General features: G+C 66.5%; 10 protein-coding genes. 2 read left to right on the top strand and 8 right to left on the bottom strand.

The features are described from left to right. Positions 1-11: 11 nt before the first annotated feature. Positions 12-2,051, bottom strand: coding sequence for an ATP-dependent DNA helicase (locus tag AC0IZS_RS25610; RefSeq protein WP_471638245.1), 2,040 nt, complete (start codon positions 2,049-2,051; stop codon positions 12-14). 192 nt (positions 2,052-2,243) lie between these two features. Between AC0IZS_RS25610 and AC0IZS_RS25605 the strand changes: the two genes are divergently transcribed. Further along, positions 2,244-3,089, top strand: coding sequence for a PP2C family protein-serine/threonine phosphatase (locus AC0IZS_RS25605; protein ID WP_471638244.1), 846 nt, complete (start codon positions 2,244-2,246; stop codon positions 3,087-3,089). 88 nt (positions 3,090-3,177) lie between these two features. On the opposite strand, the gene AC0IZS_RS25600 is transcribed toward AC0IZS_RS25605, so the two are convergent. The 5 genes from AC0IZS_RS25600 to AC0IZS_RS25580 all read right to left on the bottom strand — a co-directional run bounded on the left by AC0IZS_RS25600 (position 3,178) and on the right by AC0IZS_RS25580 (position 10,968). Next, positions 3,178-3,870: a hypothetical protein gene (locus tag AC0IZS_RS25600; protein ID WP_471638243.1), complete on the bottom strand. Its 693-nt coding sequence runs from the start codon at positions 3,868-3,870 to the stop codon at positions 3,178-3,180. Beyond that, complete coding sequence (zapE, locus tag AC0IZS_RS25595; protein WP_471638242.1) at positions 3,867-4,964, bottom strand: cell division protein ZapE; 1,098 nt, start codon at positions 4,962-4,964, stop codon at positions 3,867-3,869. Before zapE ends, AC0IZS_RS25600 begins: the two co-directional genes overlap by 4 nt. Positions 4,965-5,061: 97 nt before the next feature. Further along, positions 5,062-6,489, bottom strand: coding sequence for a dihydrolipoyl dehydrogenase (lpdA, locus tag AC0IZS_RS25590; protein ID WP_471638241.1), 1,428 nt, complete (start codon positions 6,487-6,489; stop codon positions 5,062-5,064). A gap of 263 nt (positions 6,490-6,752) precedes the next feature. Next, complete coding sequence (odhB, locus tag AC0IZS_RS25585; protein WP_471638240.1) at positions 6,753-8,039, bottom strand: 2-oxoglutarate dehydrogenase complex dihydrolipoyllysine-residue succinyltransferase; 1,287 nt, start codon at positions 8,037-8,039, stop codon at positions 6,753-6,755. 49 nt (positions 8,040-8,088) lie between these two features. After that, positions 8,089-10,968, bottom strand: coding sequence for a 2-oxoglutarate dehydrogenase E1 component (locus tag AC0IZS_RS25580; protein ID WP_471638239.1), 2,880 nt, complete (start codon positions 10,966-10,968; stop codon positions 8,089-8,091). 259 nt (positions 10,969-11,227) lie between these two features. Here AC0IZS_RS25580 and AC0IZS_RS25575 point away from each other — a divergent pair, with 259 nt between their 5' ends. Continuing rightward, positions 11,228-12,295, top strand: a complete 1,068-nt coding sequence (locus tag AC0IZS_RS25575) for an AI-2E family transporter (RefSeq protein WP_471638238.1) — start codon at positions 11,228-11,230, stop codon at positions 12,293-12,295. Between the two features lie 123 nt (positions 12,296-12,418). Here AC0IZS_RS25575 and AC0IZS_RS25570 read toward each other — a convergent pair whose 3' ends face one another. Together AC0IZS_RS25570 and AC0IZS_RS25565 are read right to left on the bottom strand one after the other, a co-directional pair. Next, positions 12,419-13,147 (bottom strand): pentapeptide repeat-containing protein, encoded by a 729-nt coding sequence (locus tag AC0IZS_RS25570; RefSeq protein ID WP_471638237.1) that lies wholly within the window; start codon positions 13,145-13,147, stop codon positions 12,419-12,421. A 36-nt stretch (positions 13,148-13,183) separates the two neighbouring features. Further along, positions 13,184-13,525 (bottom strand): SMR family transporter, encoded by a 342-nt coding sequence (locus tag AC0IZS_RS25565; protein WP_110537496.1) that lies wholly within the window; start codon positions 13,523-13,525, stop codon positions 13,184-13,186. Positions 13,526-13,541: the final 16 nt, after the last annotated feature.

The raw sequence follows: 13,541 nt of genomic DNA, 5'->3' as shown, positions 1-13,541 counted from the left end.
CTCTGAACGGGTCAGTCCGTTGCTGAACGGGCGCCCATCAGATCATCCAGCGCGGCATCGAAATCCTCCGCGGATTCCAGGCGCCGCATGGGCGGCAGCGCGCGCAGCAGCCGCTTGCCATAGCCCATGGTGGCCAGACGCGTGTCGCCGACCACCAGCACCCCGCGGTCCGACTCGCGTCGTATCAGCCGGCCGGCCCCCTGCTTGAGCGCCACTGCCGCCTCGGGCACGGCGTACTGCTGGAATGAACTGCCCCCTGCCTCCTCGATGCGCTGGCTGCGTGCCTCGACCAGCGGATCGCCCGGCGGCGGGAAGGGCAGCTTGTCGATGATGACCAGTTGCAGCGCGTCGCCCGGCACATCGAAGCCCTCCCAGAACGTGGCCGAGGCCACCAGGATGCAGCCCGCCGCTCCATGCCCGCTGCCCTCGCGAAAGCGCTCCATCAGGCGGCGTTTGGGCCACTCGCCCTGTACCAGCACCGACAGCGACTGCCCGTCGCCGAACCGGCGCTGCAAGGCATCACCGATCGTGGCCAGGGCCTTGAGCGTGGTGGTCAGCACCAGGGTGCGCCCGCCGATGCGCGCGGCGGCATCGCCGGCCAGGCGGGCAATGGCGGCGCTGTGGGCCGGGTCGGCCGGCTTGGGCAGGTGGCGCGGCACGTACAGCGCGGCCTGCGTGGCGTAGTCGAAGGGGCTGTCCACGCGCAGGATCTCGGCGCCATCCAGGCCGCAGCGCTCGACGAACCAGGTCAGCCCCTCGTCGGCGCCCAGGGTAGCCGAGGTGAAGATCCAGGCGCGTTCGCGCTCGCCCTCGGGGTCGGGCCATTCATCGTCACGCGCGCTGTGGGTGGGCTGGGTCAGCAGGCGGGTGCGCATGGCATGCGAGATATCGAGCGGCGACTCCACCAGCCGCACCTGGGTGCTCCCCAGGTCGATCCAGCGCACCGCGTCCTGGCCGCAGGGCCCGCCGAACCGCGCCAGCCGGGCCAGCAACTCGGTGCTGCGTTCGTACAGGCGCTCCAGGTCGGGGGCGGTCTCGCTGAGCTGGTCGAGCGCCTCCTGGGCCTGGGCGCAGGCGGTCGACAGCCTGCGCAGCGCAGCGCCCCAGGCTTCGCCTTCGGCGCCCTGGGGTGCGGGCCCCGTCCAGCCGCGCTTGCCCTGGGCGCTGGCGCTGCCGCCGGCCATGCGCAGGTCGCCCACGGCCTGCTCCACCCGGCCGGCCAGGACCACCCAGTCGGCCAGACCCCGTGCATGGTGCAGGCCCGCGGCCAGCAGGTCGCGCGCAAAGTCGAGCAATTGGCCCGAAGACAGCTGCAGCCCCAGGAACTGCACGCCGGTCTCGCTGATCTGGTGGGCTTCGTCGAACACCACCACGCGCACCGTGGGCAGCAACTCGGCCACGCCGGATTCGCGCACGGCCATGTCGGCGAAAAAAAGGTGGTGGTTGATCACCACGATATCGGCCGCCAGGGCCTCGCGCCGGGCGATGTTCACATGGCATTCGCGTGCCCGCGGGCAGCTTGCGCCCAGGCAGTTCTCACGCGTGGAGGTCACCAGGGGAATCACCGGCGAGCGCTCGTCCAGGCCGGTGAGCTCTGCCAGGTCGCCGCTGCGCGTGCTGCGCGACCAGTCTTCCACCTTGGCCAGTACGCGCACGACATTACGATCTGTTACCGCGCTGTCCTGCCTTGCCTGCACCATGCGGTGCAGGCACAGGTAACTGGCCCGGCCCTTGAGCAGGGCGGCCCGCACCGGCACGCCCAGAACATCCGCCAGCAGCGGCAGATCGCGCGCGAACAACTGGTCCTGCAGCGCCTTGGTGGCCGTGGAGAGCAGCACGCGCTCGCCGCTGAGCAGGGCGGGAACCAGATAGGAGAAGGTCTTGCCCACGCCGGTACCGGCTTCCACCACCAGCTTGCCACCCTCTTCCATGGTGCGGGCCACGGCGGCCGCCATGCGGGTCTGGCCTTCGCGCGGGCGAAACTGGGCATCCGCCCGCGCCAGCAGCCCGCCGGGCGCGAACACCTCCTGCACCATCTCGGCCAACGGCATCAGGCAGGCTCCCGGGTTTGTAGCAAGCGCTCCATGCGCAGCACGAACGGCTGCCGCAGGGGCAAGAGGTGGATGGATTTCAAAAGGGGGCGCGCGGCAGTCATGGCAAAAATGCCACAGGCGGGCGGATAATACGCGCTCCAGAGCACCCAAACGACTGACAGGCCCGTTGGCACACCCACAATCACCAGCATGACCACCAAAGCGTTCCGCCTTATCGCCTCCACCGGCATCCACAAGGGTGACCGCGAGTACCAGCAAGACCAGGTGGCCCTGATCGCGCACGAACGGCACAACGGCTGTGTCCTGGGGGTCGTGGCCGACGGCATGGGGGGACGCAGCGGCGGCCGCAAGGCGTCCGACCAGGTCATGATGACCGCCCGCCAGCTGTTCGAGCGCTACTCGCCCGAGACCGACGACCCGGCCGCCATGCTCAAGAGCATGGTCGAAGAGGCGCACATCGTCATCCGCCTCACGGCCATCTCGGCCGAGCAGGAGCCGCACAGCACCATCGCCGCCTTCCTGATCAACCCGCGCGGCGACTGCCACTGGGTGCATGCCGGCGACTCGCGCATCTACCACTTCCAGGGCGGGCGCCTGGCGCACCGCACCAGCGACCACTCCTACGTGCAGGCCCTGGTGGACCGGGGCGAGCTGACCGAGGCCGAGGCCAACAACCACCCCCATTCGAACATCCTGGTGGGCTGCCTGGGCACCGAGAGCGACCCGCCCATCACCACCCACATGATTCCCCAGCTGCACCCGGGCGACACGCTCATGGCCTGCAGCGACGGCGTGTGGCACTACTTCTCGCCCACCGAGCTGGCCTCGGTGGTCGAATCGCTCTCGCCGCGCGAGGCCACGGAGTTCCTGATCGAAAAAGCCCGCACCCGGGCACGCGGGGGTGGCGACAACCTGTCGCTGGTCGTCGTGAAGATCGAGGCCCTGGTGGAAGAGAAGAAGACCGTGCAGGGCATGGGCATGGGGATTCATCCGTCCACGGCCACCGTTCCCGCAGGCGCCACCAGCAAAGCCTGATCGGCGGCACAACAGACGCAGGGCTCTGGGCACCACGCACTGCCCTCTCCCCTGGGGGACATGCGCAGCGCAGTCCCAGGCCGGTGCTTCAGGGTGCCGGCGCGGGCAGCGGCGCAGCCGGCTTGCGGCCCGATGCCGCAGCAGCGGCCTGGTCGCGGGCCACGCGGGCGCGGCGCGCCTCGGCGGCCTTCAATTCCTCGGCATGGCGCTCGCGGGCACGGCCCGCACGCTGGGCGGCTTCGGCGGCGCGCTGGGTCTGCTCGGCCTCGCGCTGCTGCATGTCCTGCGCGCGCGGTGTGGGCACCACCGGGGTCTTGGGTGTGCGCGGCGTGCGGGGGGCCTGCACGCGCGGCTGGCCGCGCACGCCGATACCGACTTCCGGGGTCTCCTCCGGTGGCCCGGGTTGGGCGGCCTGCTTTTGCGCAATGCTGCGGCGCCGCTCGGCAGCCTTTTCCTTGCGCTCGGCATCGTTGATCTGCATCTCGCGCGAGCGCAGGCCGGCTTCGGCCTCGCGCGCCCGGTTGCGCTCCACACGCAGGCAGTCTTCCACCGCAAAGAGCTTGTAGCACTCGGTCTCGGCCGCCAGGCGCCGGGCGGCCACGGCCTTGCGCTCGTCCGCGATGTGCGCGCGTTCGGCGGCCCGGTGGGCATGGGCTGCCTTGCGCTCGGCCGACTCGGGCTCGGCTGCGGCCTGGGCCAGGGCATGCGAGGCCATGCCCATCTGCGCCAGCAGGCACAGTGCAGGGAGGATGAGGAGCTGCCGCATTGTCCTGGTCTTCATGTCAAGCCTGTATCCACCATGCGGCGCTCGAGCGCCAGAAATTCCTTGGACTGCATCTCGTTCAGGCGCGACACCGTGCGCGGGAACTCGTGTGCCAGGGGACCTTCCGTGTACAACGCCTCGGGCGGCACCGCCGCCGACATGATGAGCTTCACGCGCCGGTCGTACAGCACGTCCACCAGCCAGGTGAAGCGCCGCGCCGGTGAGGCCATGGCCACCGGCAGGTAGGGTACATCGGACAGCAGCACGGTGTGGAACTGCGTGGCGATCTCCAGGTAGTCGTTCTGCGAACGCGGCCCGCCGCAGAGTTCACGAAAATCGAACCATACCACCCCGCCAGCCTTGCGCTTGGCGCGGATCTCGCGTGCCTCGATGTGCAGCACCGGGTCTTCGTCGTGCACCTCGGCCAGCTGGTTGAAGGCCTCGTTCATCTGCGCATCGGCATCGGGCCCCAGGGGCGTGTGGTAGAGCTTGACCTGCTCCATGGTGCGGCGCCGGTAGTCGGTGCCGTTGTCCACGTTCACCACCTCCAGCCGCTCATTGAGCAGCGCGATGGCGGGCAGGATGCGGTCGCGGTGCAGGCCGCCCGGGTACAGGTCGTCAGGCTTGAAGTTGGAGGTGGTGACAAAGCCCACGCCGTTCTCGAACAGCGACGCCAGCAGGCGGTGCAGGATCATCGCGTCGGTGATGTCCGCCACGTGGAATTCGTCGAAGCAGATGAGCTTGTAGCGCTTGGAAATGCGCTCGCCCAGTACATCCAGCGGGTTCTGCGTGCCCTGCAGGCCCGCCAGCTCGCGGTGCACCTCGCGCATGAACTCGTGGAAATGCAGGCGCACCTTGCGTTTCAAGGGCACGGCGTCGAAGAAGCATTCCATGAGGAAGCTCTTGCCGCGCCCCACCCCGCCGTACATGTAGACGCCGCGCGGGATGTCCGGGCGGTTGATGAGCTTCTTGAACGCGTTGGAGCGGCGCTCCTTGTAGGTGGCCCACTCGTCGGCGCAACGCTGCAGCGCGTCCACGGCGCGCAGCTGTGCAGGGTCGCTCTGGAAGCCCTTGGCTTCGAGTTCGGCCAGGTAGGTCTGTTTGACAGTCACTGTGCGCTCGCCCAGATGGAATGGATGGATAGATAAGGCACAAGGCGCCGACACCCTTTGCAGGGCGACGGCGCCATCATTCTCCGGCAGGCGGAGATCAGAAGTTCAGCGTGCGCTTGTCCACGGCCAGGGCCGCTTCCTTGGTGGCTTCGCTCAGGCTGGGGTGGGCGTGGCAGATGCGCGCGATGTCTTCGCTGCTGGCCTTGAACTCCATGGCCACGACGGCCTCGGAGATCAGCTCGCTGGCCTGCGGGCCGACGATGTGTACGCCCAGGATTTCATCGGTGTCGGCATCGGCCAGCATCTTCACCATGCCGGTGGTGTCGCCCAGCGCGCGTGCGCGGCCGTTGGCCAGGAACGGGAAGCTGCCGGCCTTGTACTTGACGCCGTCGGCCTTGAGCTGCTGCTCGGTGCGGCCCACCCAGGCGATCTCGGGGCTGGTGTAGATGACCCAGGGCACGGTGTTGAAGTTCACGTGGCCATGCTGGCCGGCAATGCGCTCGGCCACGGCAACGCCTTCTTCCTCGGCCTTGTGCGCCAGCATCGGGCCGCGCACCACATCACCCACTGCCCACACGCCGGGCAGGTTGGTCTTGCAGTCGGCATCGACCACGATGGCGCCGCGCTCGTCCAGGGCCAGGCCCACGGCTTCGGTGTTCAGGCCGATGGTGTTGGGCACGCGGCCGATGGAGACGATGAGCTTGTCCACGTCCAGCGCCTGGGCTTCGCCCTTGGCGTTGGTGTAGGCGATGCTCACGCCCTTCTTGCCGGTCTTGATCTCGCCGACCTTCACACCGAGCTCGATCTTCAGGCCCTGCTTGTCGAAGGCCTTTTTGGCTTCCTTGGCGATCTGCTCGTCCACCGCGCCCAGGAAGGTGGGCAGGCCTTCGAGGATGGTGACTTCGGCACCCAGGCGGCGCCACACCGAGCCCATTTCCAGGCCGATCACGCCCGAGCCGATGAGGCCCAGCTTCTTGGGCACGGCGCCCACGCGCAGCGCGCCGTCGTTGGACAGCACGAACTCTTCGTCGAACGGCGTGCCAGGCAGCGCACGGGCGTTGGAGCCGGTGGCGATGATGATCTGCTTGCCCGTGATCGACTCTTCGGCGGCGCCGGCCACCTTGATCTCGTAGCCACCTTCGGCGGCCTTCACGAACGAGCCGCGGCCGTGGAAGAAGCTGACCTTGTTCTTCTTGAACAGGTACAGGATGCCGTCGTTGTTCTGCTTCACGACGGTGTCCTTGCGGGCCAGCATCTTGGCCACGTCCATCTTCACGCCGGTGGCCGTGATGCCGTGCTCGGCAAAGTGCTTGTTGGCGTGCTCGAAGTGCTCGGACGATTGCAGCAGTGCCTTGGACGGGATGCAGCCCACGTTGGTGCAGGTGCCGCCCGGTGCGGGGCCGCCCTTGTCGTTCTTCCACTCGTCGATGCAGGCCACGTTGAAGCCCAGCTGGGCGGCGCGGATGGCGGCAATGTAGCCGCCAGGGCCGCCACCGATGACGATCACGTCGAATTGTTTGCTCATGTCGGTCTCAATCACTTGTTCATTGGAAAAAAGACCCACCGGCGGGCCTGGCACAAGCCAGTCGCACATGTGGGTCAATACGATGCATATGAAGGGCGCTATGCGCCAACCCCATCAGCCTACGAGACGCGCTGGGCCCTGCCAGCGACCGCCGCGCAAGGGCCGCCCCGCCGCGCTGGCGGTGTCCCCCTTCCCGAATTGCGCAGCAATTCGAGGAGAAGGGGGAAGGCGCGAAGCGACTCAGGGGGTTGTCGCCTCATTCTTCAGATGTCGAACAGCAGGCGCGATGGGTCTTCCAGCGCTTCCTTCATGGCCACCAGGCCCAGCACGGCTTCGCGGCCGTCGATGATGCGGTGGTCATAGGACATGGCCAGGTAATTCATCGGGCGGATCACGATCTGGCCGTTCTCCACCACGGCGCGGTCCTTGGTGGCGTGTACGCCCAGGATGGCCGACTGCGGCGGGTTGATGATGGGCGTGGACAGCATGGAGCCGAAGGTGCCGCCGTTGCTGATCGAGAACGTGCCACCGGTCATCTCTTCAATGCCCAGCTTGCCGTCCTTGGCCTTCTGGCCGAATTCGGCGATCTTCTTCTCGATGTCGGCAAAGCTCATCTGGTCTGCGTTGCGCAGGATGGGCACCACCAGGCCACGGGGCGAACCCACGGCGATACCGATGTCGAAGAAGCCGTGGTAGACGATGTCGTTGCCATCGACCGAGGCATTGAGCACGGGGTACTTCTTCAAGGCATGCACGGCCGCCTTCACGAAGAAGCTCATGAAGCCGATCTTCACGCCGTGTTCCTTGGTGAATGCGTCCTGGAACTTCTTGCGCATGTCCATCACCGGGGCCATGTTCACTTCGTTGAACGTGGTCAGGATGGCGTTGGTCGATTGCGACTGCAGCAGGCGCTCGGCCACGCGGGCGCGCAGGCGGCTCATGGGCACGCGCTGCTCGGGGCGACCGCTCAGGTCTTCCTTGGCGGCCGGTGCCGACACCTGGGGCAGTGCCTTGGTGGGCACGCCCGTGGGGATGGCGCTCGGGGCTGCCACAGCAGCCTTGGCGGCACCACCAGCACCACCGGCGACCGCGCCGAGCACGTCGCCCTTGGTCACGCGGCCATCCTTGCCCGTGCCGGCCACAGCCGATGCGGACAGGTTGTTCTCGGCCAGCAGCTTGGCAGCCGCAGGCATGGCCACGTCGCCCTTGGAACCACCGGTAGCCGCTGGTGCGGCTGCAGGGGCCGAGGCCGTGGCAGCAGCGGGGGCTGCCGCAGCGGCGGCGGCGGGAGCAGCTGCGCCGGCCTTGCCTTCGGTGTCGATCTTGGCGATGAGCTGCTCGGCCACGACGGTGGCGCCGTCGCCCTGCACGATTTCAACCAGCACGCCAGCCGAGGGGGCAGGCACTTCCAGCACGACCTTGTCGGTTTCGATCTCGATCAGGATCTCGTCCACTGCGACCGCTTCACCGGCCTTCTTCTTCCAGGTGAGCATGGTGGCTTCTGCCACGGACTCGGACAGCTGGGGGACTTTGACTTCTACGATAGCCATATCAATTCTTTCGGAATGGGGTTCTGTTCTGTGTTTGGGGTTGCCGGCCTTACTTGGTCAGGACAAAACCCTTGAGCTTGCCAAACGCGCCATCCACCAGCGCCTTTTGCTGTTCCTGGTGCAGGTGCGAGTAGCCGACGGCAGGCGATGCGGACGCCGCGCGGCCGGAGTAGCCCAGCTTCTGGCCGTCGAGCATGTTCTCGTGGATGTAGTGCTGCACGAAGAACCAGGCACCCTGGTTCTGTGGCTCGTCCTGGCACCACACCACGTCCGTGGCGTTGGGGAAGCGCTTGAGTTCGTTGGCGAAGGCCTTGTGCGGGAACGGGTAGAGCTGTTCGACGCGGATGATGGCCACGTCGTCGTCTTCGCGCTCGGTGCGCTTCTTGACCAGGTCGTAGTAGACCTTGCCCGAGCAGGCGATCACGCGCTTGACCTTGGCGGCCTTCTTCACGATGGCTTCGTCCTGCTCCGGGATCACCGTCTGGAAGCTGCCCTTGGTGAACTCGGACAGCGGCGAGGTGGCGTCCTTGTTGCGCAGCAGCGACTTGGGCGTCATGATGATCAGCGGCTTGCGCAGATCGCGCACCATCTGGCGGCGCAGGATGTGGAAGATCTGGCTGGCCGTGGTGGGTTGCACCACCTGCATGTTGGCATCGGCCGACAGTTGCATGAAGCGCTCCAGGCGCGCCGAGCTGTGCTCCGGGCCCTGGCCTTCGTAGCCGTGCGGCAGCATCAGCGTGATGCCGTTGACACGGCCCCACTTGACTTCACCGGAGGCGATGAACTGGTCGATCACGACCTGCGCGCCGTTGGCGAAGTCGCCGAACTGGGCTTCCCAGATCACCAGGGTGTTGGGGTCGTTGGATGCGTAGCCGTATTCGAAGCCCAGCACCGCCTCTTCGGACAGGATGGAGTCGATGACGACGAACGGAGCCTGGTTCTCGCTCACGTTCTGCAGCGGCACATAGGTGCCGATGTCCCACTTCTCGCGCTTTTGGTCATGGATGACCGAGTGGCGGTGCGTGAACGTGCCGCGGCCGCAGTCTTCACCCGACAGGCGCACCGGGAAGCCGCTGGCCACCAGGGAGGCAAACGCCATGTGCTCGCCCATGCCCCAGTCCACGGGGATGTCGCCACGGCCCATGGCGGCGCGGTCGTCGTACACCTTCTTGACCAGTTGGTGCGGCGTCACGCCTTCGGGGATCGTGGTGATCTTTTCGGACAGGCGCTTCCACTCGGCCAGAGGGATGGCGGTGTCGCCCGCGTCGGTCCACTTCTTGCCCAGGAACGGGCTCCAGTCCACGGCGTACTTGCTCTTGAAGTTGGTCAGCACCGGATCGACCGTGTGCTTGCCGGCGTCCATGGCGGCGCGGTAGGCCTTGACCATGTCGTCGCCCAGGGTCTCGCCCAGGCCTTGTGCGGCCAGCTTGTCGGCGTACAGCTTGCGCGTGCCGGGGTGCTGGCCAATCTTCTTGTACATCAGCGGCTGGGTCAGGGCAGGCGTGTCCTGCTCGTTGTGGCCCAGCTTGCGGAAGCAGATGATGTCCACGACCACGTCCTTCTGGAATTCCATGCGGAATTCGAGGGCCAGCTGGGTGGCCAGCACCACGGCTTCGGGATCGTCGCCATTCACGTGCAGCACGGGCGACTCGATCATCTTCACGATGTCGGTGCAGTACAGCGTCGAGCGTGCGTCGCGCGGATCGGAGGTGGTGAAACCGATCTGGTTGTTGATGATGATGTGCACCGTGCCGCCCGTGGAGTAGCCACGGGTCTGGGCCAGCGCCAGGGTTTCCTGGTTCACGCCCTGGCCGGCAAAGGCCGCGTCGCCATGCACCAGCACGGGCAGCACCTGCTTGCCCAGCGGGTCGGCACGGCGGTCCATGCGGGCGCGCACCGAGCCTTCGACCACGGGGTTCACGATTTCCAGGTGCGAGGGGTTGAACGCCAGCGACAGGTGGACCGGGCCGCCGGGGGTGGTCACGTCGGAGCTGAAACCCTGGTGGTACTTCACGTCACCCGAGGGCAGCTCTTCGGGTGCGGTGTGATCGAACTCGGCGAACAGGTCCGCAGGCATCTTGCCCAGGGAGTTGACGAGCACGTTCAGGCGGCCGCGGTGGGCCATGCCGATCACGATTTCCTGCACGCCCTTGGCGCCGGCGGACTGGATCAGCTCGTCCATCGCGGCGATGAAGCTTTCGCCCCCTTCCAGGGAGAAACGCTTCTGGCCAACGTACTTGGTGTGCAGGAAGCGCTCCAGGCCTTCGGCGGCCGTCAGGCGGTCGAGGATCTGCTTTTTCTTCTCGGCACCGAAGCTGGGCTTGCTGCGGATGGTTTCCAGCTTTTCCTGCCACCAGCGCTTCTGGTTCTGGTCGGTGGCGTACATGTACTCGGCACCGATGGAGCCGCAGTAGGTTTCGCGCAGGGCATTGATCAGCTCGCGCAGCGGCAGGGATTCCTTGCCGAAGAAGGTGTTGCTGATGTTGAAGACGGTTTCCTGGTCTGCGTCGCTGAAGCCGTAGAACGAGGCTTCGAGTTCGGGGATCGCAGGGCGCTCGGTGCGCTTCAGGGGATCGAGGTCGGCCCAGCGCTGGCCCACGTTGCGGTAGGCGGCGATCAGCTGCTGTACGGCGGTGCGCTTGCGGCCCAGTTCCGAATCGGCACCGGTGGCGACGACGACCTTGGTGCCGCCCTGCTTTGCGCGCTCGGCGAAGGCATTGACGACGGGAAGGTGGGGGACGTCCTTGGCATTGGAGCCATCGACGGCAGGCACGTGCTGCAATGCGTCGAAGTACTCGCGCCAGGTGTCAGGCACGCTGCCGGGGTTGGCGAGATAGTTCTCGTACATCTCTTCGACATAGGGCGCATTGCCGCCGAAGAGGTAGGTGTTGCCTTGGTAGGCTTGATAGACGGACGTCGTATCGCTCATATTCCGCTGACCTCCGCTTCCCTGAGGGAAGCATTAGCTGGTTGAGAAACCTTCCGCGGCACGGCTGGACCGGTTGGCGGATGCGACTGTGGCTGGGGAAGGGCCTTGGTACGGGCTGCATTGTGCCACTGATCTGCGTCAAGGCCCAAAAGCACGGGCCATATGTATCCGGGCCCCATGGAAATGCAGGGCGCCGCAGCACCTCGCGTACATTGCGGGTACACGCGATAGGGCGGGTATACGTTCTCAACAGGTTCCAATGAGCCCCAACACACTCCAAGACAAGACTTTCCTGCTGCTACTGGTGCTGGTCACCGTGGCCTTCGGCGCCATCCTCTGGCAGTTCCACGGTGCGGTGTTCTGGGGCATGGTGCTGGCCATCCTGTTCGCACCGCTGCACCGCAAGGTGCTGCGGCGCCTGCGCCCGCGCACCAACCTGGCGGCCCTGGTCACGCTGGGGCTGTGCCTGGTGATCGTGATCCTGCCGGTGGCCTTCCTCACCATCTCGCTGGTCCAGGAGGCCACGGCCATCTATGAGCGCACGCGCTCGGGGCAGCTCAACTTCGGCCTGTACTTCCAGCAGGTCATCGCCGCCATGCCCCAGTGGGCAGTCAACCTGCTGGACCGCTTCAACCTGACCTCGGTGGCACAGCTCCAGGAGCGGCTGTCGTCCGTGGCCGTGCAGGCCAGCCAGTTCATCGCCACCCAGGCGGTCAGCATCGGCCAGAACACGCTGGAGTTCCTCGTGGGCTTTGGCATCATGCTGTACCTGCTGTTCTTTTTGCTGCGCGATGGCGCGGCACTGGGCGCGCGCATCGGCCGCGCCATCCCCCTCGAGACCGAGCACAAGCGCCAGCTGGTCACCAAGTTCACCACCGTGATCCGCGCCACCGTCAAGGGCAACATCGTGGTCGCCGCCTCGCAGGGCGCCCTGGGCGGGCTGATCTTCTGGATTCTGGGCATCCAGGGCCCCGTGCTCTGGGGCGTGCTGATGGCCTTTCTGTCGCTGCTGCCCGCCGTGGGCGCAGGCCTCATCTGGCTGCCCGTGGCCATCTACTTCCTGGCCACCGGCGCCGTGTGGCAGGGTGTCGTGCTGATCGCCTACGGCATCGGCGTCATCGGCCTGGTGGACAACGTCCTGCGCCCCATCCTGGTCGGCAAGGACACCAAGATGCCGGACTACGTGGTGCTGATCTCCACCCTGGGCGGGCTGGGCTTGTTCGGCCTGACGGGCTTCGTCATCGGCCCGGTGATCGCGGCGCTGTTCATGGCGACCTGGGATCTGTTCTCGCCGGAGCCGGACCAGATCCACCGCGATCCGAGCTGACCCTGTGCCGGGGAGACCCATACGGACTTGCATTTGACCGTATAGCTAGGCGGGAAGCCGCAGACAGTGCTGTAGCACGGCAAGGCGAACCAACGACGCTAGACGGTCGAAGGCAAATCCGTATCACATCACCCGCACGCCCAGCTCGCTGACCAGCGCCGCCGCCTGGTCCTGCGAAATCACGGCCCCCTTGAAAAACTGCGCGACATTGGCGATGCGCAGCCCCGCCAGGTCCACCGCGCGCAGGTCGGCGCCGTCGAAGCGGGCGTTCTTGAGGTTGGCGTCGCGCAGGCTACCGCCTTCGAACACCGCATCGCGAAAATCGCAGCCGCCCAGGTCGGCGTCCGACAGATCCAGTTGGCCAATGGTCTGCTTGCGAAACGACATGCCGCGCAGATCCGCACCCACCAGCAGCGAATCGTGAAATGCGAGGCCCAGCGTGTGCGCCTCGCGAAAGCCCGCGCCGGTGAGCTTGACCTCGGCAAACACCGTGGAGCCGAGCTTGCTGCGCACCCAGCTGGTGTTGTTCAGGTCGCAGCGGTACCAGCGCGCATCGGTCAGGTCCGCCAGGTGGAAGTTGGCCAGCCCGGCCCGGCAGCCCAGCCAGCGGCTGTCGGTGAGGTTCGATTTTTCAAAAGACGCCTCGGCCAGCACGCACTCGGTGAACTGCACCCCGCGCAACTCCAGCCGCGACAGGTCTGCCCTCTCGAAGTCGCATTGCTCGAAGTGCAGTGGCCCTGGCCCACGCTCCAACAGGGCCAGCACATCCGCCCGCGACAGGGTCTGGCCCGTGATGGGCGGCACCGCAGGCAATGTGGCGGACGACGAAGAGCAGGTATAGGAGGCGGTCATGGCATCACCAGGAAAAGCGGGAGAAAGAGAGCGTGCTCAGTGGCCGACGCTCTTGGAAAACAGGTTCACGACCAGCACCCCTGCAATGATCATGCCCAGGCCGATCACCGCTGGCAGGTCAAGCTTCTGCCCGTAGACCACCCAGCCCACGGCCGAGATCAGCACGATGCCCACGCCCGACCAGATGGCATAGGCAATGCCCACGGGAAGGGTCTTGAGCGTGAGCGACAGCAGGTAGAACGACAGGCTGTAGGTGACCACCGTGATGGCGCTGGGCCCCAGGCGCGTGAAGCCCTCGGAGGCCTTGAGCGCCGAGGTGCCGATCACCTCGGAGACGATGGCAATGCCCAGCAATGCGTAGGCGGTGGTGAGATTCATCGGGTACTCGCGTTTC

The sequence above is a fragment of the Acidovorax sp. AC410 genome (genome assembly GCF_979253235.1).
The sequence above is the reverse complement of the archived record's forward strand: the minus strand, read 5'-3'. Positions and strand labels throughout refer to the sequence as shown.